The following is a 21468-nucleotide window of genomic DNA, read 5'->3' as shown; positions in this document are numbered from 1 at the left end:
CGGAATGCGGACGTCCGGCTCGAATGTGCGGGCGATTCACCAGTTCGAGGTATCGATGTGCCTTCCCCGCGTGTCCCGTCCCGGTTCGTGCTGCGGCGGTCGCCGGAAAATGGGGAGCGGGCGCCCGTAGGCTGGGAGACATGACCACAACGGGGGCACATCAGGACGCTGCGGGCGCGAACGCTCGCGGCTGGTGGTGGTGGGGACGGCGGCGTAGTGCCGTACTGGATGTGGGGCTGGCGCTGGTGTCGGCTCTGGAGTGCGGGCTTGAGGGGATCAGGTTCGCGGACGCGGCCACGCTGCCCGTGCCGCTGGGGGTGGTCTTCGGGCTGCTGGCTGGTGCGGTGCTGTTGGTGCGGCGTCGGTGGCCGTTCGTCGTGGTGCTTGTCTCGATCGCGATCACACCGGCGGAGATGGGTTATCTGATGACCCTGGTCGGGCTGTACACGCTCGCCGCCGCGGAGACGCCGCGCCGGATCGTCGGCGCGCTGGCCGGTATGTCGCTGGTCGGGACGCTGATCGTCACGTACGTACGGACGCGGCAGAACGTGGTGGCCGACTCGGGGTTCGATTCGGCGCAGTGGTACGTGCCCATGGTCGCGGTCCTGATGTCGCTGGGGATGACGGCGCCGCCGGTGCTGTTCGGGCTCTACGTCGGGGCGCGGCGGCGGCTGATGGAGAGCCTGCGCGAGCGGGCGGACAGTCTGGAGCAGGAGCTGTCGCTGCTGGCGGACCGGGCCGAGCAGCGGGCGGAGTGGGCGCGTACGGAGGAGCGGACACGGATCGCGCGGGAGATGCATGACGTCGTGGCGCACCGGGTGAGCCTGATGGTGGTGCACGCGGCGGCGCTCCAGGCGGTGGCGCTGAAGGATCCGTCGAAGGCGGTGAAGAACGCCGCTCTGGTGGGGGACATGGGGCGGCAGGCGCTCACGGAGCTGCGGGAGATGCTCGGGGTGCTGCGGGCCGGGGAGCAGGTGGCGGCGCGCCAGGCGTCGGACGCGGTGTCGGCGCACGCTCCGGCGGCGGTGCCGCTGGCGGCTGTGGGCGCTGCCGCCGCTGCCGCCGCTGCCGCCGCCGCGGAGGACGGTCCGGGTATGGGGGATATCGAGGTGCTGGTCGGGGAGTCCCGGGACACGGGGATGGTCGTGGAGCTGACGGTGCAGGGCGAGTCCCGTGCGTACGCGCCCGAGGTGGAGCAGACGGCGTACCGCGTGGTGCAGGAGGCGCTGACGAATGTGCTGAAGCACGCGGCGGGCGCGAAGGTGATGGTCCGGCTGGCGCATCGTGAGGAGGAGGTCGCGATGCAGGTGGAGAACGGGCCTTCGGAGGTTGGCGCGCAGGATGTGGGGCTGCCGAGCGGTGGCAATGGTCTGCTGGGGATGCGGGAGCGGGTGATGGCGCTGGGCGGGGTGTTCGTCTCGGGGGAGACGGACGCGGGGGGTTTCCGCGTGTCGGCGGTGCTGCCGCATCGTCGGGCCGCCTGATGCCTGATGCCTGATGCCTGATGCCTGATGCCTGATGCCTGACGGCTGACGGCTGACGGCTGGCGCCTGGTGCCTGACGGCTGGCGCCTGATGCCTGACGGCTGGCGCCTGATGCCTGACGGCTGACGTCTCCGTTCTGGCCGTCCGGTCCGTCCTGGCCGTCCGGCTCGGCGGCGGGCGTGTCTCGGCCTCCGGTTCGCCCCGGGCGTCAGCCCGAGGTCAGGCGCGCCGGTTCCAGGCCCGTGAGCAGCGTGCCGAGCGCCCGGTCGAGGTCCGGTCCCAGGTACCAGTCGCCGGTGTGGTCGATGCTGAAGACGCGGCCCGTGCTGTCGATCGCGAGGGTGGCCTGTCCGTCGCCCTCCTCGCCGAGCGGGCTGATCTCCGTGTCCAGGGAGCGCCCGAGGTCGGCGAGCGTACGGGCGAGGTGGATGCCCGCCATGGGGTCGATCCGTACGACGGCCGGGGCGATCTGGCGGCCGGGGCCGGGCGCGATGACGCGCAGTCCGCCGAATTCGGCCCACGCCTCGACGGCGGCGGGGAAGACGGCGTGCCGGTGGCCGGCGGGGGTGATGTGCGCGCGCAGGGCGTCGGCCCACTCCTCGGCCTGCCGTATGTCCCAGCGTCCTGGCTGCCAGCCGGCCTCGCGCAGGGCGGCGTCGACGGGGACGGGGAAGCGGGTGGTGTGGAGGTCGCGCATGCTCAGCCGTTCTCGGTGGGGTCGACGGGCCGTACGCCGAAGTGAGCGAGGAGCGGCGCGCAGGAACGGCAGGGCGGGGCGTAGCTGCCGTGCTGCGGGTCGCCGTCCTCGCGGATGCGGCGGGCGGTCAGCTTGGCGTGTTTGAGGGAGCGGCGTGCCTCGCTGTGGGACAGGGGTTTTCGTCTCGCGCGTTTGGAGCGTCCGGCCTCGGCGGCGGTCAGATGGCGGGAGAGCAGGATCGCCTCGGGGCAGCGGCCGGTGAAACGTTCGCGCTGGCCGCTGGTGAGGGTGTCGAGGAAGTCCTGTACGAGAGCGTGGAGTACGGGTGGCTGATCGGCCTTGCCCGCGGTACAGGTGAGGGTCTCGCCGCGGACGGAGAGTGCGGCGGCGACCGCGGGCAGGATGCCGTCCCGGCGTCGGTGGAGCACCGGTGGACGGTGTGGTTCGGTGCTGCTCCAGCTGAGGCGTGGGTCCCCGGACGCGTCGGTTGGTGCGGTGTGCATGTGCTGTCCCCTCCCGGTGCCGGCGGCCGGACAGCCGCTCGTTCACGCCCCCGTTTTCCCGCTGTCACGCCCCTGTTTGCCTGCACAGCCTGCCAAATGCGGCGCGCTGTCGGGAAGCTGGGGCGTGGATCGTGGCGTGGCGTCGGCGCTGGGTCACGCCTGCGTGACCGTTGGTTACGGGGTCGGCCGGTCCCGTAGGAGTACGCCCGATCGGCGTACGGGGAAGAGGCGGCGTTACCGCGGGCGGGAGTTGGGAGCGACGTTGGAAGCGACGTTGGGACGGGTCCATGACGGGCGCCGTGACGGGTGTCGGGCAGGGCGCCGGACAGGGCGTCGGAGCGGGCGTCGGAACGGGCGGATACGGCCGGGGGAGGAGCGTCGGATCCCCTCTTGCCCCACCACATAGGCTGTCCTGCAACCAGGGCTGTGGAACCAGCCGGAAGCGCAGCAGGGGGCAACCGCCATGACGACAGGTCGGCTCGGGCAGCAAGCCGCGCCACCGAACGCGGCCTACGCCGGGCAGGTCGTGCATTTCCCGGATCCGGTCCGGGCCTCCCGTCACCCCAGGGGTGTACGGGTGGATGACGACGGCTATCCGGACTTCTCGCCGTACGCGCGTGCCGCCGCGGAGATAGCCGAGCCCCCCGAGGGGTTCGGCGTGGACGAACTGCGGCTCACGGACTATGTGTCGGCCAATGCCGCGCTGGCCGCCGCGGGGCATGAGCTGTGGGACACGATCTCGTCGGTGGCCACACCGCACGGCTGGACGTGGCACCATCTGCCGGCCTCGCGCCGGATGGTGCTGATTCCGGTCGAGGTGAAGGCGCTGCTGCGCCATCACGGCGGGCTGGCGACGACGCGCGTGGACCACGGCAAGCGGGGGACGCGTCCTCTCCAGGAGACCCGGCCGGCCCATTTCGGGCTGCCGAAGGGCTCGTTGCCGGTCAGCGAGCAGCAGTTGCAGGGCGTGGAGGAGGACCTCGGTTACCGGCTGCCGGGTGCGTACCGGTCGTTCCTGAAGGCGGCCGGCGGCTGCGCGCCGGTGGGTGCGGCGCTGGACGCGGAGCTGGGCCTGCTGGTGGACCAGCCGCTGCTGACCGTAAGGGACGTGGCCGCCGTCAATGACCTGGTGTACGTCAACAAGTGCCTGCGCGACCATCTGACCAAGGACTATCTGGCCGTCGGTTTCGTCCAGGGCGGCATTCTGGCGGTCAAGGTCAAGGGCGACCGGGTCGGTTCTGTCTGGTTCTGCGCGTACGACGACGCCAGGGACCAGGACGGCTGGAGCGTGGCGGAGCGGGTGGAGCGGCTGTTGCTGCCCTGCGGTGACGACTTCGACGCCTTCCTGCTGCGGCTGGCGGGCAATCCGCCGGAGCTGGAGACCGTGGCGAACCTGATGGTGGACGGCGGCTTCGCGCGCGCCGTCCCGGTGGAGGGGTGAGCGCGATGGTGACCTTCGCTCAGGCGCAGGAGCGCGCGGAAGAGTGGGTGAACGCCGATCTGCCCGGTTACCAGCATCGTGAGGTGCGGGTACGGGAGTTCGAGCTGGGTTTCGTGGTGTGGGCGGAGGACCGCGAGGGCGGTCCGACGTCGGACGGAGGCCGGCAGCGCCTGGTGATCGCCAGGGACAGCGGTGAGGCGACGCTGTGGCCGGGGCTGCCGGTGGGTGAGGTGATCCGCCGGTACGAGGAGGAGTACGGGGCGCCCGCGGTGGCGTCGGCCGCTCCTGAGGCGCCGCAGCGTATCGACCTGAACCAGACGTCGTTCCTGCTGACGCCGCCGGAGTGGCTCCAGGACGCGGCGGACAAGCTGGGGATTCCGGACGGGCGGACGCCGGAGGATTCGTCCTCCTCGTCCGCCTCTCCTTCACCCGCACCCGCACCCGCTGCCGCTCCCGCACCCGCCGCTTCGGGTGGTGGCGCTTCGAGCACGGGTGGGGCGCCCGGTGGCGGCAACGCCTCGCAGGGCAGCTCCGCCTGGTCCGGTGGGTACGAGCCCACCTCCAACGACGGGGTGCCCGCCTCGACGCCGGGTGTGCCGACCGGGGCCACGCCCTGGGCCGGGACCGACACCAACGGTGCGTCCGCCATGCCGGAGGACGGTTCCGTACCGCTGCCCGCGACGGTCTTCGCGCCGCCGCTCTCGGGGACGGACGACGAGGACACACCACCGCCGAGCGTGGCTGCCGAGGCGCCGACCGCGCTGATGTCCGGCGGCAGCCACTTGGCGCGTACGACGGTCGCTCCTGGGCCGGCGGGACAGGCGCCGGAGCCGGAGTCCGGGGGATCCGGGCGGCCTGGTTCCGGTGCCGGCGCGGCGTCCGGAGGCGGGCCCGGCGCAGGTGCGGGGGCCGCCGATATCGCCGACGCCGCGACCAGCAAGGCGCCCGTACCGCCGCGTGGTGCGCGCGGTGGTGGCGCGACGACTCCGCCGCCGCCGAGCGCGCCCGGCGTGCCCGGAGCGCGTCCGCCGGGCGCGACCCCGCCGCCGTCGGGTCCCGGTACGCCCGGCGTCCCGGCGGGTGGCTATCTGCCGACGCAGCTGGCTCCGAGCCTCGGCGGACCCGGCGCCAACGGACCGCAGCCTCCGGCCGCTCCTGGGCCTCCGGGCCCTCCTGGACCTCCTGGTGCGCCCGGTGCGCCCGGTGCGCCTGGTGTTGCGCAGCCTCCCGGTCCTCCTGGCCCCCCTGGTCCCCCCGGTCCGCCGGGGGTTCCCGGTACGCCTCCGGGTGGGGTGCATCACGCGGCGACGATGCTCGCGGACGCGAGCCTGGGCGGCCAGGCACCGCAGCCGCCACGGCCTCCGGGCGCTCCGGGGGTTCCCGGTACGCCTCCGGGGGGCGTGCACCACGCGGCGACCATGCTCGCGGGCCCGGGACAGGCGGGCCCGGGACAGGCGGGCCCGGGACAGGCGGGCCCGGGACAGGCGGGCCCGGGACAGGCGGGCCCGCAGCCGCCCAGCCCGCCCGGTCCGCCGGGAGCGCCTCCCGGCATGCCGCCGGGGAGTCCCGTGCCCGGTGGCCCCGTACCTGGCGGTCCCGTCCCCGGCGGTCCCGTACCGCCGTCGGCCCCGCACGCCCAGCCCCCGGCGTACGGCTATCCGCAGCAGCCGTCCGGTCTGCCGACCGTCGGCCCCGGCTATCAGGCCGTGCTGCGCTACCGCGCGCCCGACGGTTCGGAGGCTCAGCTCATCCGCCGCTCCGCGCCCGGCACCCCGCACCCGGAGTGGCAGATCCTGCACGAGCTGCGCGCCATGAACGTGCCGCCGCAGCAGGTGCTCGAACTCCACACGGAGCTGGAGTCCTGCGAGCTGCCCGGCGGCTACTGCGCCCGGATGATCCGGGAGACCTGGCCGCAGGTACGGATCACCAGCGTCGCCCCGTACGGCCAGGATCACGCCAGCAGGCAGCAGGGCATGCAGCATCTGCTCACGCATCAGGGCGAGTTGCACCAGGTCGCGGACGGTCCCGCGCGGCCCGCGCCGGTGCGCGCTCCGCTGCCGCAGATGCCGCCCGCGCCGCCGATCCCGCCCGAGGGGGTCGCGCAGGAGCTGATGGGCGCGTTCGGTCCGCAGGGCATCTGCCGGTTCGACCAGCGGGCGGTGTCCCGGCAGGGCGTGCCGGAGCTCGTGGCGCGCACGCTCGTATGGGCGGGTCTGCCGGCCGACTTCGGGCCGTTCTTCTGGGCGCAGCCCGCCCAGCCGGTGGTGCCGACGCTGGCCGAACTGGCCGCGCAGCGGCAGGTGCGGCCGGCCGCCGACGCCGGGTCGTATCTGGTGATGGGCTCGGACTTCGGCCGCGCGCTGTGTGTCCAGTACGGTACGGCGCACATCATGGCCGTACCGGTCGAGGCGGGTCCGGGCGGACAGCCGGTGGCTCCGCAGTTCGTGAACACCGGACTGCCGGAGTTCACGCGCTCGCTGGCGCTGCTCGGCCGGATGTGGCGGCTGCGGTTCGGTCTCAACCCGGAGCAGGCGGGCCGTTGGACCGTCGACTTCCAGGCGCAGCTCTCGGCGCTGGACCCGGCGGCGCTGTCGTCGCCGGAGAACTGGTGGTCGGTGCTGCTGGAGCAGATGTGGGACGGACTGCTCTGACGACCTGAACGCAGTGACCTGAGCACAGCGACACCTGAACACGGCGACCCGAACCTGACGGACGGCCGGGGCGCCCACCGCGACACGCGGGGGGCGCCCCGGCCGTTCCGCGTCGCGCGTCGCCGCGTCTCCCGCCCGTCCGGGACTACACGCCGCGACGTCTGCGTGCTTCCGTTTCTCCGCCTTTCCACCTTTTCGGGGTCGATGCCGCATCCTTGACCGGGGTGGCCGGGCGGAGTGTCGTGGTATGGGCACTTCGGCTCACTCCAGCAGGATTGTGCCGGATGGCGTTCTGTGTCGTGTGTCGGAGAGGGGCTTCAAGGATGGTTGCCGCACCGTTGTCGGCTCATGGCTTCGTGCCCGTACGTGGCCGTGGCTACCGCCCCGAGCAGGTCGAGCGGGAGGTCACGGCGCTGTTCCGGGACCGTGACGACGCCTGGGAACGCGTGGCGCGGCTCACCGTCCTCGCCAAGGAGATGGAGGCCGAGGCGGAGCTGCTCCGCGAGCGGGTCGCGGCGCTGCCGCCGCAGACGTACGAGAAGCTCGGCCGGCGCGCCCAGCAGATCCTGGCCCTGGCGCGGCAGGAGGACGAGACGGTACGGACCGAGGCGCGCGAGGAGTCCCAGGCGGTCCTCGACGCGGCGCGTGCGGCGGCCGAGCGGGTGCGCGAGGCGGCGCGTCAACGGGCCGACGCCGTACGGGCGGAGGCGGACGCGTACGCCGAGCAGGTCCTGCGCGCCGCCACGGGCGCGGCCGAGGCGGCGCGGGCCGAGGCGCGGCGCGAGGTCACGGCGGAGCGTGCGGAATCGCTCGCCGCGCTCAAGGAGGTGCGCCGCCGCACTCAGCGTGTGATCGACGAGCAGGAGCAGAAGCAGGGCGAAGAACTGGCGGCGGCGGAGCGCGAGTTCGCGGACCGCGACGCCGCGTCCCGGGTCGAGCACGACGAACTCGCCGCGTACGCGCAGCTCCAGCTGGTGGCGGCGCAGCGGGCCTTCTCCGAGGCGGGCGAACAGGCCCGGCACGGCCAGGAGGACGCGGCGGCGCGCGCCGAGGAACTGCTCGCGCGGGCGCACGCGGACGCGGACGGCGTGGGGCGCGAGACCGAGCGGCTGCTGCGGGAACACGCGGAGACGCGCGAGGAGATGCAGGCGCACATGGCGCACGTACGGAACACGCTGGCGGCGCTCACGGGGCGCGCGCCCGCGGAGGGGTGACGGGAGTGGCCCCGGAATCCGGGGTTATTCCGGATCCTTGAGGACGGGGAACCGCCGGGGGGCCACGAAGATGAGCACCAGCAGGGAGACGGCTGCCGCGCCCGCCGCGCCCAGGTAGACGTAGTCCACGGCGGAGTCCATCGCCCGGCGCAGATAGTCCGCCGCCTCCGCGGTGAGTGTGGCCGGGTTCTCCAGGGCTTTGGAGACGGAGTCGAGGTCGTCGGGGAGGCCGGGGGTGGGGGCGTCGGCGAGGCGGGCGGCCATGACGCCGTTGGCCACCGCCCCGAACAGGGCGGCGCCCACGCTCTGGCCGACCTGGCGGTAGAACAGTATGGACGCGGTGGCCGTACCGCGTTCCGACCAGCCCACGGTCGACTGGACCCCGATGATCAGGGGCAGTTGGAACATCCCGAGCGCGGCGCCGAGCAGCAGCATGATCAGTGCCGGCTGCCAGGGCCGGCCGGGATAGGGGAGGAGCGGGAAGGCGAGCAGTACCAGCAGGGCGAGGGAGATCCCGGTGATGGCGGTGAGCCGGAAGCCGATGCGGTTGTAGAGGCGGCTGGAGAACGCCGCGCTGATGGGCCAGCTCAGCGTCATGGCGGACAGGACGAAGCCGGCGGCTATCGGGCCGAGTCCGAGTACGGACTGCGCGTACGTGGGGAGGAAGACGGTCGGGGCGACCATCAGCAGGCCGAGGGCGCCGAGGGCGAGGTTGACGGCCGCGATGGTACGGCGGCGCCAGACCCAGCCCGGGATGATCGGGTCCGAGGCGCGGCGTTCGATGACGACGGTGACGGCGGCGAGGACCGCGCTGCCGCCGAGGAAGGCGAACGACGGCACGGAGAGCCAGGGCCAGGCGACGCCGCCCTGGACGAGGGCGGTGAGCAGCAGGGCTCCGGTGGCGAAGACGGCGAGCGCGCCCGCCCAGTCGACGCGGCGGCGTGGGGCCCGGTCGGCGCGGCGGCGTGGGGCCCGGTCGGCGCGGCGGCGCGGGGCCCAGTTGACGCGGCGGCGCGGTGCCCGGTTGACGCGGCGGCGCGGTGCCCGGTCCGGGACCGCCGCCCGGGTGGAGGGGGCCCGGTTCGGTTCCCGCAGGTAGGTGACGACGAGCCAGAGCGCGACCGCGCCCACCGGCAGATTGATCAGGAAGATCCAGCGCCAGTCCGCGTATCCGGCGAGCAGTCCGCCGAGGGCGGGGCCGGCGATGGACGAGGTGGCCCAGACCGTGGACAGCTTGGCCTGGATCTTGGGGCGTTCCTTGAGGGGGTAGAGGTCGGCGGCGATGACCTGGATCGTGCCCTGGAGCGCGCCGCCGCCGAGCCCCTGGACGACGCGGAAGGCGATCAGGGAGGCCATGTTCCAGGCGGTGGCGCAGAGCAGTGAGCCGATGAGGAAGAGGATGATGCCCGCGATCAGGACGGGCTTGCGGCCGAAGGTGTCGGAGAGCTTCCCGTACACGGGCAGGGTGACCGTCACGGCGAGCAGATAGCCGGAGAACAGCCAGGAGAAGACGGCGAATCCGCCGAGGTCGCCGACGATCTGCGGGACGGCCGTGGAGACGATGGTGCCGTCGAGCGCGGCGAGCGCCATGCCGAGCATCAGGGCGGCGACGACGGGGCCGCGACCACGCGCCCGGCCGTTCTCGCCGGGCGGTGCGGCTGCGGGCGGTGCGGCCGCGGGTGGTGGGGCGGCCGGCGGTGACGGCGTGGGTGCGGCCGACGGTGCGGCCGACGAGACCGCCTCGGGTATCGCTTCGGTACGTCCGGAGTCCTCGGTACTTCCGCCGGCGCCGCTCACGGGATCCCTTCCCTATGCCTTCCCTATGCATGTATCTCCAGGGCAACAGCCTCTCACCCGGGCCTCTCCCGGGGGAGGCCCGGGGAGGGCCCGGGTGGGGGCCCGCACCCGACCCACCCATGCCCCCACCCATCCCCCACCCTCCGTTCAACCTGGAGGCGGAGTCCCCTAGGGGCTCCTCCCTACTTCCGGCCAGGGGCCGTTCGTCCCGCCGGACGACGAGGAAACGGTGGCTTGTTCTTTACGTTGGTCCTCCCGCCGCGAGGGCCCGTGAAGGGGGCCGGCCGCAGCACGAGGGTGGGGAAAACCCCAGGTGAAGACTGCGCTGTGCCCCAGCGCGCCGGGGCCCCGGATACATACAGACTCAGGCCACGCCCGACGAACACTCGGCGTATTCAGCGATATAGGAGACGTACCGTGACAACGGCTGTGACCATTCCCAGGCACGGGGGTACTGGAGGGCGTACGGCCGTCGCGGCGCGAGCGCGGCAGGTCGTCAAGGCGTACGGCGCGGGGGAGACCCGGGTCGTGGCGCTCGACCATGTCGATGTGGACATCGACCGAGGGCAGTTCACCGCGATCATGGGCCCGTCCGGCTCCGGCAAGTCGACGCTGATGCACTGCCTCGCGGGGCTGGACACGGTGACGTCGGGTGAGATCCATCTGGACGAGACCGAGATCACGAAGCTGAAGGACAAGCGGCTCACGCAGCTGCGCCGGGACCGGATCGGCTTCATCTTCCAGGCGTTCAACCTGCTGCCGACGCTCAACGCGCTGGAGAACATCACGCTGCCCATGGACATCGCGGGCCGTAAGCCGGACGGCCCGTGGCTCCGGCGGGTCGTGGAGACGGTGGGTCTCGCCGACAGGCTCTCGCACCGGCCGACCCAGCTGTCGGGCGGCCAGCAGCAGCGGGTCGCGGTGGCCAGGGCGCTCGCCGCCCGGCCCGAGATCATCTTCGGCGACGAGCCGACCGGGAACCTGGACTCGCGCGCGGGCGCCGAGGTGCTGGGCTTCCTGCGCCGGTCGGTCGACGAACTGGGCCAGACGATCGTGATGGTGACGCACGACCCGGTCGCCGCCTCGTACGCGGACCGGGTGCTGTATCTCGCGGACGGCCGGATCGTGGACGAGATGTTCCGTCCGACGGCCGACGCCGTGCTCGACCGCATGAAGGACTTCGACGCCCGGGGACGTACGTCATGACCGTCCTCAGAACCTCCCTGCGCAACTTCTTCGCGCACAAGGGGCGGATGGCGCTCTCCGCCGTAGCCGTCCTGCTGTCGGTGGCGTTCGTCAGCGGCACCCTGGTGTTCACGGACACGATGAACACGACGTTCGACAAGCTCTTCGCCGCGACGTCCGCGGATGTCACGGTCAGCCCCAAGGCCGCCAAGGGCGTGGACGAGACGTCCCAGACCGGCAAGCCCGAATCGCTGCCCGCGTCGGTCGTCGAGACGGTGAGGGCGGCGGACGGGGTGAAGTCCGCCGAGGGCGCGGTCAGCAGCACGAGCGTGACCGTCGTGGACGCGGCCGACGAGAACGTGGGCGCGAGCAGCGGCGCGCCGACGATCGCCGGCAACTGGACGCGCAACGACCTCCGTTCGATGGAGATCACCTCGGGTCACGCGCCGCGCGGGCCCACCGAGGTGATGGTCGACGCCGACACCGCCGAGAAGCACCGTCTCGCGCTGGGCGACGAACTGCGCACCATCGCCGTCACGGGTGACTTCCGCGCGAGGATCTCCGGTATCGCCACCTTCACCGTCACCAACCCCGGTGCGGCGGTCATCTTCTTCGACACGGCGACCTCCCAGCGTCAACTGCTCGGGGACACCGGCCGGTTCACCCATGTCAATGTCACCGCGGCCGAGGGTGTCGGTGACAGCCGGCTGAAGCGGGACGTGGCTGCCGCCCTCGGCGGCGGCGCGTACAAGCTACAGACGCAGAAGGAGGCCGCGGACGCGAACCGCGCGGATGTCGGCTCCTTCCTCGATGTGCTGAAGTACGCGATGCTCGGCTTCGCCGGGATCGCCTTCCTCGTCGGCGTCTTCCTGATCGTCAACACGTTCTCGATGCTGGTCGCGCAGCGGACCCGTGAGATCGGTCTGATGCGGGCCCTCGGCTCCAGCCGTCGGCAGGTCAACCGCTCGGTGCTGCTGGAGGCCGTGCTGCTCGGGGTCTTCGGCTCGGTCGCCGGGGTCGGCGCCGGGGTGGGGCTCGCCGTCGGGCTGATGAAGCTCATGTCGTCCATGGGCATGGATCTGTCCACCGGGGATCTGACGGTGAAGTGGACGACGCCGGTGATCGGGCTGGTGCTCGGGGTCGTCGTCACCGTCGTCTCGGCGTACGTACCGGCCCGCCGGGCCGGGAAGATCTCCCCGATGGCGGCCCTGCGCGACGCGGGCACACCCGCCGACGGCCGGTCCGGACGGATCAGGGCGGCGATCGGTCTGGTGCTCACCGGGGCCGGCGGCGCCGCGCTCCTCATCTCGACGCGGGCCGACGAGGCCGCTGAGGGCTCGGTCTTCCTCGGGGCGGGCGTGGTCTGCACGCTGATCGGCTTCGTCGTGATCGGTCCGCTGCTCGCCGGCGGTCTGGTCCGGGCGCTCAGCGCGGTGGTGCTGCGGATGTTCGGACCGGTCGGCCGGATGGCCGAGCGCAACGCGCTGCGCAACCCGCGGCGTACGGGAGCGACGGGCGCCGCGCTGATGATCGGGCTCGCGCTGGTGGCCTGTCTGTCGGTGGTCGGGTCCTCGATGGTCGCCTCCGCGACCGACGAGCTGGACAAGTCGGTCGGCGCGGACTTCATCGTCCAGTCCGACAACGGCCAGCCGATCATGCCGCAGGCCCAGGCGGCGCTGGAGAAGGCGCCGGACATCGCGCATGTCACCGAGTACAAGTGGGTCGACGTCAAGGTGACGGCCCCGGACGGGACGACGGAGTCCGACGGCATCGTCGCCGCCGACCCGACCTACGCCGAGGACCTGCGCCGCGAGACCGTCGCGGGTGAGCTGTCCGCCGCGTACGGCGACGACGCGATGTCGGTGGGGGACGCCTACGCCACGAAGCACGGCATCGGACTCGGTGACCGGATGTCGGTCGTCTTCCCGGGCGGGAAGAGCGCCGAGCTGACGGTCGCGGCGATCACCTCGGACGACACGAATGTCGACAAGGGCGCGATGTACACCAACATCACCACAGCCCAGCGGTATGTGCCGGCCGACAAGATGCCCAAGAACCTGATCATGTTCGCGGCGGCCGAGGAGGGCAAGGAGAAGGAGGCGTACACCGCCCTCAAGGACTCGCTCGCGGCCTACCCGCAGTACACGGTGCAGAACCAGACCGACTTCAAACAGGACTTGAAGGACCAGATAGGCCAACTGCTCAATATCGTCTACGGTCTGCTGGCGCTCGCGATCATCGTCGCGGTGCTGGGAGTGGTGAACACCCTGGCGCTGTCGGTGGTGGAGCGGACCCGTGAGATCGGTCTGCTGCGGGCGATCGGACTCTCCCGTCGCCAACTGCGCCGCATGATCCGGCTGGAGTCGGTGGTCATCGCCCTCTTCGGCGCCCTGCTCGGACTCGGGCTCGGCATGGGCTGGGGCACGTCGGCCCAGAAGCTGCTGGCCCTGGAGGGTCTCGGTGTCCTGGAGATACCGTGGCCGACGATCCTGACGGTCTTCGTGGCCTCAGCCTTCGTCGGACTCTTCGCCGCGCTGGTCCCGGCCTTCCGGGCCGGTCGGATGAACGTACTGAACGCGATCGCCACCGAGTAGAACGGTACGGTGGAGGCTCCGGCCTCGGTGGGCGTTCCTCCAACGTCCACCGGGGCCGGAGGGCATTATCACCGCGTCACGGCGCTGTCCGTCAGAACGTGCGCGGGTGGGGCGAGTTCACCCTTACGAGGGGTTGTAGCGCCAGGTAGCCGACCGGACACTGAGAGCGACGGACTCTCTCGGTCGGACGGATCCGACCGACATCCCGGGCCCGCTCAGAATGAGAGAGGGGACCGCTGTGTCCACAACCAACGCACCGGAAACCAACGCAGAGGTGGCGGCCAGGACGGACGGGCTCGCGGTGGCCGGCGGCAATGTCGCCGACCTGTGGCGAGGCTGGGTCGTCTGGGGCGCGTACAGGGGCTGGGTCAACTTCCCCGTCACCTGGAACGTCATCAACCCGAACTCGACGGTCATCGTCACCGCCTCCGAGGTCGACGCCAACGGCGTCCGCTTCATCGGGGCCGCCCCCATCACGGTGACGGGGATCGCCCCCGGCTCCGGAATCGTGACGGCCAAGATCAACATCGCCTGGGACACCCCGCTCCGTATCCGTACGGACGTGGTCGTCCTCAACTGAACCGTCCCCTGACATGGAGGGCCCGCCTTCCGGCCCCCTCCGCGAGCGGCCCCCCCCCGCACCGGCCGGAGCGCCCAGCTCCGGCCGGTGTGCGCGTACTTCGCGAGCCCGTGTACCTCGCGGACCCGCGTATCTCGCGAGCCCGTGTACCTCGCGGACCCGCGTATCTCGCGAGCCCCGTGCCTCGCGAGTCCGGGGCGGCGGCCGGTGGAGTCGGTCCACGCGCGGCGGTACGGGTTGCGGGCACGGGCCGGGGGTACGGCGGCGGTGTCAGGCGATGTCCAGGACGGCCTTGCCGTGGAGCCGGCGGCCGAGCAGGGCGTCGACGGCGTCAGCGGCCTCGTCCCAGGTGCCGCGCCAGGAGATGTGGGGCGTGAGTTCGCCGGTGGCGACCTGGTGGGCGAGCCACGTCAGGTCGCGGGTGAGCCCGGCACAGGCGGGCAGGAAGAACGTGGTCAGGGTGCGGTCGTGCCGTCCTTGGTCACCGTAGAGGGCGCCGTAGGGGAAGGTTTCGTCCTCGTGGGCGGAGTGCCCGACCGCGACCAGCGTGCCTCCTTCGGCCAGCCTGCCGTAGGCGTCGACGAGTTGCCGCCCGCCCACGAGATCCACGACCCCGTCCACAGGTTCCGTGACCTGGAGCGGTTCGGCGACGACGTCGTGGGCGCCCAGGTCGCGCAGGCCGTCGCCGTGCCGTTCCGGGGCCCCGGTGGAGGCGATGACATGGGCCCCGCCGCGCCGGGCGAGCTGGACCGCGTAGCGGCCCGTGCCGCCGGTGGCGCCGGTGACCAGAACGCGCCTCCCCAGGAGGGGGCCGAGGCGGTGCAGGGCGCGGAGCGCGGTGGTACCGGCGACAGGGATCGTGCTGATGGCTCCGAGATCGGCGCCGGGCGGCACCACCCCGGTCAAGTCGGTATCCACGGCCCGGAGTTCGGCCCACCCTCCGGCGGGGCCGAGGGTCACTACGCGGGTGCCGACGGCCGGACCGGAACCGTCGGCTGCCGCGCGCTCGACCACCCCTGCCGCGTCCCATCCGAGGATGGCGCCGTCGGCGCCCTCTTGGAGACCGATCCGCACCTCGCCGTAGTTGAGGGAGGTCGCCTCCACCCGCACCAGAGCCTGATGCGGGGCGGGTTGGGGCTCGGGGGCCTGGGCGAGGCGGAGGCCGGCGGGGGCGGAACGGTCGACGAGCAGAGCACGCATGGCGGTGCACCCTTCACGAGGCGGAGAGAACACAGTTATGCCACTGAGTGGCATAAGCCCGCAAGTGGCATTCACCTCTCGGGTACGCTTTCGGTCATGGGGAATCCGCATCCGTCATCCGACCCCGGAGGCCGACTGCCGTTGCGTGAACGCAAGAAGCAGCGCACCCGGGAAGCCCTGGTCGACGCCGCCCTGGAGCTGTTCACCGAGCGAGGCTTCCAGGGCGTGACCCTCGATGAGCTCTGCGATGCGGTGGACACCTCCAAGCGCACGTTCTTCCGGCACTTCACCAGCAAGGAAGACGTGGCCATGACACCGCTGCACGACCTGTGGCGGGCCTTTCTGGACGACGTGGAAAACCGCGAGCCCGACGGTGGCCCGCTCCTGGAACTCCTGCGAGAGTCCCTGCTCGCCGCCCTGGACCGCGTGCACACGGACCAGTGGGCCCATCGAGTCCTGCTCAACCGTCGGCTGGCCGAGCAGACTCCGTCCATAGAGGCTCACGGCCTGCGCTTCTGCCGCGACACCACCCGCACCGCACTCGACACCCTCCACCGGCGGCTCGGCCTCGACACCGCGGACGACCCGCGCCCGCGCCTCGCCGTCGACATGCTCCTCGCCGCCTGGCACTGCGCACTCGACACATGGACAGCCCAGCCGGACACCCCCACCCGCGACGCCCCGGCCGCCCACCTGCGCGCCGCCTGCTCAGCCCTCCCGGGGAGCCTCACCCTGCCGATCGCCGCGCGACCCCGGACACAACGTTCCTGATCCGGGATTCCTGGTAAGCGGCACCTCTCCGCCTACGGGAGCCGAGCGACGGCGGCACGGACGATCAGGGTCCCGATGTGGCCGGGAGCCGGCGCGTCGAGTACCTGTGCGTCCACTTCCGCGAACCCGGCGGTGAGCAGTCGCGCTTTCCACGCGGCGGGTGTGTGGCTGTAGCGGTAGGTGTACATCGCCTTGCCCGCGAAGCCCCCCTTGTACATGCCCTGCGCACCGGACGTGCCGGGGATGGCCGGAGGGTGGGAGAAGACCAGGACCCCACCGGGGTTGAGCCGCCGGGCGATCAGCGGAAGCAACTCCTCCGGGTCCGTGAACCAGACGGCCCCGAAGATGGAATAGACGGCGTCGTACGTCTCCGTATCGCTTCGCAGATGTTCCGTCACCTCAGCACAGACGAACCGGGAACCCCCCGGCCCCCAGCGCTCGGTGATCTGCTCGACCATGACCGGGGAGAGGTCGACGCCGGTCGTCCTGACGCCTTGCTGAGCGAGCCAGGCCAAGGCCCTGCCCGTGCCGCACCCGATCTCCAGAGCTGTCCCGGGGGAGCCCAGCAGCTCAGGCCCCGGCCCGTGACCGGCGTACTGCGTCCAGCCGAAGACGGGGTCGGCGTCGAGCAGGCTGTCCTTGGTGCTCCGGGCGTAGGCGTCCCAGAGTTCCCGCTCGTGGTCGATGTTGTGGTGTGCGGGCAACGCGTTTCCTGGTTCCTCGTCGGCCTCGAACCGCCCTTGCGCCACACTTCGGCGCTCCGCGTCACGGTGCCGGCGCGGCGCCGTTCGATGAGGGGAGCACGGTTCTTGTATCGCCCCTTGTTGTACTCCTCGCGCAGCGTGAAGGGGTCGGTTGCGCGCTCTTGCGCAATAGTGCTCTGTCGGTGTCCAGTCCTGTGTGGGGGAGGACTGGACGGATATGAGCCACGGCCGTGAGATTGATACCTTCCTGTGCCCCGGGGGCCGGGGCACAGGAAGGCAGTTCGTCAGTGCGGGGTCGGGGACGGCTCCAGGAGGAGGACGGGGATCTCGCGGTCCGTCTTCGTCTGGTACTCGGCGTACGGCGGGAACGCCTCGACCGCGCGGTTCCACCACGCGGTCTTCTCCTCGCCGGTGACCTCGCGGGCGATCATGTCCTGGCGCTCGGGGCCGTCCTGGAGTTCCACCCGGGGGTCGGCCTTGATGTTGTGGTACCAGACCGGGTGCTTGGGGGCGCCGCCCAGTGAGGCGACCGCCGCGTAGACGCCCTCGTGCTCCACCCGCATCAGCGGGCTCTTGCGGATCTTGCCGCTCTTCGATCCCCGCGTGGTGAGGACGATGACGGGCATGCCGTTCAGCGTCGTCCCCTCCGTACCGCCCGAGCTCTCGTACACCTCGACCTGCTCGCGTGCCATCTGCATCGAGCTGGGCTCGTACTCACCCTCAAGAGGCATGCTGATCCATCCCATCATCGGAATCCGGCATCGGACGTCGCGCCGGTCGCGGCCCGCGTCCCGTGCTTCCTTCAATGACCGATCGGGTTCGATCATTCCTGGTTTCCGTCACTTCCTGTCACTTCCCGTCACCGGACCCGCTCCGGCCGGCTTCCGGTCCCGGGTGTCACACCGGCGTCGTACGCTGGAGAACCCCCGGCCCGTGAGACGTGTCGGGTCCCTTGCGTTGCCCGCACTCCCAGCCCCACTCGATCTCTCAGCCCCACTCGATCGACCCGCTCGATCTGTCAGCCCCCGCTCGATCTCGGACCTGGATGGAAGCCCCCTTCATGAGCCTGCACGGTCTGCTGGACGCCGTCGTACGTGACCCGGCGCTCGCCGAAGCGGTGAAGGCCGCCACCGATGGTCACCGCCCGTATCTCGACCTCGTCGGACCGGCCGCGGCGCGGCCCTTCGCGGTGGCCGCGCTGGCGCGCGAGGCCGGGCGGCCGGTGCTGGCCGTGACCGCGACGGGGCGGGAGGCCGAGGACCTGGCGGCGGCCCTGCGCTCGCTGCTGGACCCGGACACCGTCGTCGAGTACCCGTCGTGGGAGACCCTGCCGCACGAGCGGCTCTCGCCGCGTTCCGACACCGTGGGCCGCAGGCTCGCCGTGCTGCGCCGGCTCGCGCATCCGGCGAAGGACGACCCCACGGCCGGCCCGGTCAGCGTCGTGGTCTCGCCCGTACGCTCCGTGCTCCAGCCGCAGGTCAAGGGGCTCGGCGACCTGGAGCCGGTCGCGCTGCGCAGCGGCCAGAGCGCCGATCTGAACGCGATCACGGAGGCGCTGGCCGCCGCCGCGTACGCCCGGGTCGAGCTGGTCGAGAAGCGGGGCGAGTTCGCCGTGCGCGGCGGCATCCTGGACGTCTTCCCGCCCACCGAGGAGCACCCCCTGCGGGTGGAGTTCTGGGGGGACGACGTCGAGGAGATCCGTTACTTCAAGGTGGCCGACCAGCGCTCCCTGGAGGTCGCCGAACACGGACTGTGGGCGCCGCCCTGCCGGGAGCTGCTGCTCACCCCGCGGGTACGGGAGCGGGCCGCCGCGCTCGCCGAGCTGCACCCGGAGCTGGGCGAGCTGCTCGGCAAGATCGCGGAGGGGATCGCGGTCGAGGGCATGGAGTCCCTGGCCCCGGTCCTCGTCGACGACATGGAACTGCTGCTGGACGTCCTGCCCGCCGGTTCGATGGCGCTGGTCTGCGACCCGGAGCGGGTACGGACCCGGGCCGCGGACCTGGTGGCGACGAGCCAGGAGTTCCTCCAGGCCTCGTGGGCGGCGAGCGCCGACGGCGGCGAGGCCCCGATCGATGTCGGCGCGGCCTCGCTGTGGGGCATCGCGGACATCCGGGAGCACGCCCGTGAGCTGGGCATGATGTGGTGGTCGGTCTCCCCGTTCGCCGTGGACGAGGAGCTGGAGGACGCCTCGGGCGAGGCCATCACGCTGGGGATGCGCGCCCCGGAGACGTACCGCGGCGACACCGCACGCGCGCTCGCCGACACCAAGGGCTGGCTGGCGGACGGCTGGCGCACGGTCTTCGTCACGGAGGGGCACGGCACGGCGGCCCGTACGGTCGAGGTCCTCGGCGGCGAGGGCATCCCGGCCCGGCTCGACACCCCCGGCGCCCGCACCGCCCGGGGTCTCGAGGAGATCACCCCGTCCCTCGTCCATGTCGCCTGCGGCTCGATCGACTACGGCTTCATCGACCCGGACCTGAAGCTCGCCGTGCTCACCGAGACCGACCTCTCCGGCCAGAAGGCGGCGGGCAAGGACGGCGCGCGGATGCCGGCCAAGCGCCGCAAGACCATCGATCCGCTCACGCTGGAGACGGGCGACTACATCGTCCACGAACAGCACGGCGTCGGCCGGTACGTCGAGATGGTGCAGCGCACGGTGCAGGGCGCGACCCGGGAGTATCTGCTCGTCGAGTACGCCCCGGCCAAACGCGGTCAGCCCGGCGACCGCCTCTACATCCCCACCGACCAGCTGGAGCAGGTCACCAAGTACGTCGGCGGCGAGGCCCCGACGCTGCACCGCCTCGGCGGCGCGGACTGGACGAAGACCAAGGCGCGCGCCAAGAAGGCGGTCAAGGAGATCGCCGCCGACCTGATCAAGCTCTACTCGGCGCGGATGGCGGCCCCCGGCCATGCCTTCGGACCCGACACCCCCTGGCAGCGGGAGCTGGAGGACGCCTTCCCGTACGTGGAGACGCCCGACCAGCTCTCCACCATCGCCGAGGTCAAGGAGGACATGGAGAAGACGGTCCCGATGGACCGGCTGATCTGCGGCGATGTCGGCTACGGCAAGACGGAGATCGCTGTACGGGCGGCCTTCAAGGCGGTCCAGGACGGCAAGCAGGTCGCGGTCCTCGTCCCGACGACGCTGCTGGTGCAGCAGCACTTCGGCACGTTCTCCGAGCGGTACGCGCAGTTCCCGGTCGCCGTGAAGGCGCTCTCCCGCTTCCAGTCGGACGCGGAGGCGAAGGCGACGCTCCAGGGCCTGCGCGAGGGCGCGGTCGACATCGTCATCGGCACGCACCGGCTCTTCTCGTCCGAGACCAGGTTCAAGGATCTGGGGCTGGTCATCGTGGACGAGGAGCAGCGGTTCGGTGTGGAGCACAAGGAGCAGCTGAAGAAGCTGCGCGCCAACGTCGACGTCCTCACCATGTCCGCGACGCCCATCCCCCGTACGCTCGAAATGGCCGTGACCGGCATCCGTGAGATGTCGACGATCACCACGCCGCCGGAGGAGCGCCATCCGGTGCTGACCTTCGTCGGCCCGTACGAGCAGAAGCAGATCGGCGCGGCCGTCCGGCGCGAACTGCTGCGCGAGGGCCAGGTCTTCTACATCCACAACCGCGTGGAGTCGATCGACCGGGCGGCGGCGCGGCTGCGCGAGATCGTCCCCGAGGCGCGGATCGCGACGGCGCACGGCCAGATGGGCGAGAGCGCGCTGGAGCAGGTCGTGGTCGACTTCTGGGAGAAGAGATTCGATGTGCTGGTCTCCACGACGATCGTCGAGTCCGGGATCGACATCTCCAACGCCAACACCCTGATCGTGGAGCGCGGCGACAACTTCGGCCTCTCGCAGCTGCACCAGCTGCGGGGCCGGGTGGGGCGTGGCCGGGACCGCGGCTACGCGTACTTCCTGTACCCGCCGGAGAAGCCGCTGACCGAGACCGCCCATGAGCGCCTCGCGACGATCGCCCAGCACACGGAGATGGGCGCGGGCATGTATGTGGCGATGAAGGACCTGGAGATCCGCGGCGCGGGCAATCTGCTCGGCGGCGAGCAGTCCGGGCATATCGCGGGTGTCGGCTTCGATCTGTACGTACGGATGGTGGGCGAGGCGGTCGCCGACTACCGCGCGTCCATCGAGGGCGGGGTGGAGGAGGCGCCGCCGCTGGAGGTCAAGATCGAGCTGCCGGTCGACGCGCATGTCCCGCACGAGTACGCGCCGGGCGAGCGGCTGCGGCTCCAGGCGTACCGGTCGATCGCCTCCGCCAATACGGAGGAGGACATCGCGGCGGTCCGCGAGGAGCTCACCGACCGCTACGGCAAGCTCCCGGAGCCGGTGGAGAACCTGCTGCTGGTGGCGGGGCTGCGGATGCTCGCGCGGGCGTGCGGGGTCGGCGAGATCGTGCTCCAGGGCGCGAACATCCGGTTCGCGCCGGTGGAGTTGCGGGAGTCGCAGGAGCTGCGCCTGAAGCGGCTCTATCCCCGTACGGTCATCAAGGCACCGGCGCACCAGATCCTGGTACCGCGCCCCACGAGCGGGAAGATCGGCGGCAAGCCGGTGGTGGGCCGCGAACTGCTGGCGTGGACGGGCGAGTTCCTGACGACGATCCTGGGCTCTTAGGTCCGGCCGGGGCGGCGGGCGGCGGG

General features: G+C 71.8%; 15 protein-coding genes and 1 pseudogene. 9 read left to right on the top strand and 7 right to left on the bottom strand.

Annotation, left to right across the window (positions count from 1 at the left end; all coding sequences use genetic code 11):
• Positions 1-23: 23 nt before the first annotated feature.
• Positions 24-956 (top strand): annotated as a pseudogene (locus ACIOGX_RS18735) (sensor histidine kinase); the annotation flags it as partial.
• A 736-nt stretch (positions 957-1692) separates the two neighbouring features.
• Here ACIOGX_RS18735 and ACIOGX_RS18730 read toward each other — a convergent pair.
• Both ACIOGX_RS18730 and ACIOGX_RS18725 read right to left on the bottom strand, forming a co-directional pair.
• Positions 1693-2181 carry an SUKH-3 domain-containing protein gene (locus ACIOGX_RS18730; protein WP_129767013.1) on the bottom strand — a complete coding sequence of 163 codons (489 nt, stop codon included), beginning with the start codon at positions 2179-2181 and terminating at the stop codon, positions 1693-1695.
• A 2-nt stretch (positions 2182-2183) separates the two neighbouring features.
• Positions 2184-2684 (bottom strand): YwqJ-related putative deaminase, encoded by a 501-nt coding sequence (locus ACIOGX_RS18725; RefSeq protein WP_356512636.1) that lies wholly within the window; start codon positions 2682-2684, stop codon positions 2184-2186.
• Between the two features lie 463 nt (positions 2685-3147).
• On the opposite strand from ACIOGX_RS18725, the gene ACIOGX_RS18720 reads away from it, so the two are divergent.
• On the top strand, positions 3148-4125 hold the full coding sequence (locus ACIOGX_RS18720; protein ID WP_401914437.1) for an SMI1/KNR4 family protein: 978 nt from the start codon (positions 3148-3150) through the stop codon (positions 4123-4125).
• Between the two features lie 425 nt (positions 4126-4550).
• Here ACIOGX_RS18720 and ACIOGX_RS18715 read toward each other — a convergent pair whose 3' ends face one another.
• A complete protein-coding gene (locus ACIOGX_RS18715; RefSeq protein ID WP_401915095.1) occupies positions 4551-5759 on the bottom strand; it encodes a pentapeptide repeat-containing protein in 1209 nt (402 codons plus the stop codon).
• On the opposite strand from ACIOGX_RS18715, the gene ACIOGX_RS18710 reads away from it, so the two are divergent.
• Together ACIOGX_RS18710 and ACIOGX_RS18705 are read left to right on the top strand one after the other, a co-directional pair.
• A complete protein-coding gene (locus tag ACIOGX_RS18710) occupies positions 5676-6776 on the top strand; it encodes an SUKH-4 family immunity protein (protein WP_401915093.1) in 1101 nt (366 codons plus the stop codon). The two genes, ACIOGX_RS18715 and ACIOGX_RS18710, sit on opposite strands and share 84 nt — an antisense overlap.
• Before the next feature lie 323 nt (positions 6777-7099).
• Positions 7100-7990 (top strand): cellulose-binding protein, encoded by an 891-nt coding sequence (locus ACIOGX_RS18705; protein ID WP_383961257.1) that lies wholly within the window; start codon positions 7100-7102, stop codon positions 7988-7990.
• 24 nt (positions 7991-8014) lie between these two features.
• Here the strand turns inward: ACIOGX_RS18705 and ACIOGX_RS18700 are convergent, their stop codons facing one another.
• Positions 8015-9589, bottom strand: a complete 1575-nt coding sequence (locus ACIOGX_RS18700) for an MFS transporter (RefSeq protein ID WP_401915090.1) — start codon at positions 9587-9589, stop codon at positions 8015-8017.
• Positions 9590-10204: 615 nt separating this feature from the next.
• Here ACIOGX_RS18700 and ACIOGX_RS18695 point away from each other — a divergent pair.
• The 3 genes from ACIOGX_RS18695 to ACIOGX_RS18685 all read left to right on the top strand — a co-directional run bounded on the left by ACIOGX_RS18695 (position 10205) and on the right by ACIOGX_RS18685 (position 14146).
• Positions 10205-10993: an ABC transporter ATP-binding protein gene (locus ACIOGX_RS18695; protein ID WP_326611917.1), complete on the top strand. Its 789-nt coding sequence runs from the start codon at positions 10205-10207 to the stop codon at positions 10991-10993.
• Positions 10990-13566: an ABC transporter permease gene (locus tag ACIOGX_RS18690; RefSeq protein WP_401914433.1), complete on the top strand. Its 2577-nt coding sequence runs from the start codon at positions 10990-10992 to the stop codon at positions 13564-13566. Before ACIOGX_RS18695 ends, ACIOGX_RS18690 begins: the two co-directional genes overlap by 4 nt.
• A 238-nt stretch (positions 13567-13804) precedes the next feature.
• Positions 13805-14146 (top strand): hypothetical protein, encoded by a 342-nt coding sequence (locus ACIOGX_RS18685; RefSeq protein ID WP_356512647.1) that lies wholly within the window; start codon positions 13805-13807, stop codon positions 14144-14146.
• Positions 14147-14416: 270 nt separating this feature from the next.
• Here ACIOGX_RS18685 and ACIOGX_RS18680 read toward each other — a convergent pair whose 3' ends face one another.
• Positions 14417-15346 (bottom strand): zinc-binding dehydrogenase, encoded by a 930-nt coding sequence (locus ACIOGX_RS18680; RefSeq protein ID WP_401914430.1) that lies wholly within the window; start codon positions 15344-15346, stop codon positions 14417-14419.
• A 96-nt stretch (positions 15347-15442) separates the two neighbouring features.
• Between ACIOGX_RS18680 and ACIOGX_RS18675 the strand changes: the two genes are divergently transcribed.
• Entirely contained in the window at positions 15443-16117 is a 675-nt protein-coding gene (locus ACIOGX_RS18675) for a TetR/AcrR family transcriptional regulator (RefSeq protein ID WP_356512651.1), read from the top strand.
• A 32-nt stretch (positions 16118-16149) separates the two neighbouring features.
• Here ACIOGX_RS18675 and ACIOGX_RS18670 read toward each other — a convergent pair whose 3' ends face one another.
• Together ACIOGX_RS18670 and ACIOGX_RS18665 are read right to left on the bottom strand one after the other, a co-directional pair.
• Positions 16150-16821, bottom strand: coding sequence for a class I SAM-dependent DNA methyltransferase (locus ACIOGX_RS18670; RefSeq protein WP_401914427.1), 672 nt, complete (start codon positions 16819-16821; stop codon positions 16150-16152).
• Between the two features lie 284 nt (positions 16822-17105).
• Complete coding sequence (locus ACIOGX_RS18665; RefSeq protein ID WP_401914425.1) at positions 17106-17552, bottom strand: nitroreductase family deazaflavin-dependent oxidoreductase; 447 nt, start codon at positions 17550-17552, stop codon at positions 17106-17108.
• A gap of 329 nt (positions 17553-17881) precedes the next feature.
• Here ACIOGX_RS18665 and mfd point away from each other — a divergent pair, with 329 nt between their 5' ends.
• Positions 17882-21442, top strand: a complete 3561-nt coding sequence (mfd, locus tag ACIOGX_RS18660; protein WP_356512665.1) for a transcription-repair coupling factor — start codon at positions 17882-17884, stop codon at positions 21440-21442.
• The last annotated feature ends 26 nt before the right edge of the window (positions 21443-21468 follow it).

Source organism: Streptomyces sp. NPDC088147, from assembly GCF_044741565.1.
Lineage (GTDB): Bacteria > Actinomycetota > Actinomycetes > Streptomycetales > Streptomycetaceae > Streptomyces.
The sequence above is the reverse complement of the archived record's forward strand: the minus strand, read 5'-3'. Positions and strand labels throughout refer to the sequence as shown.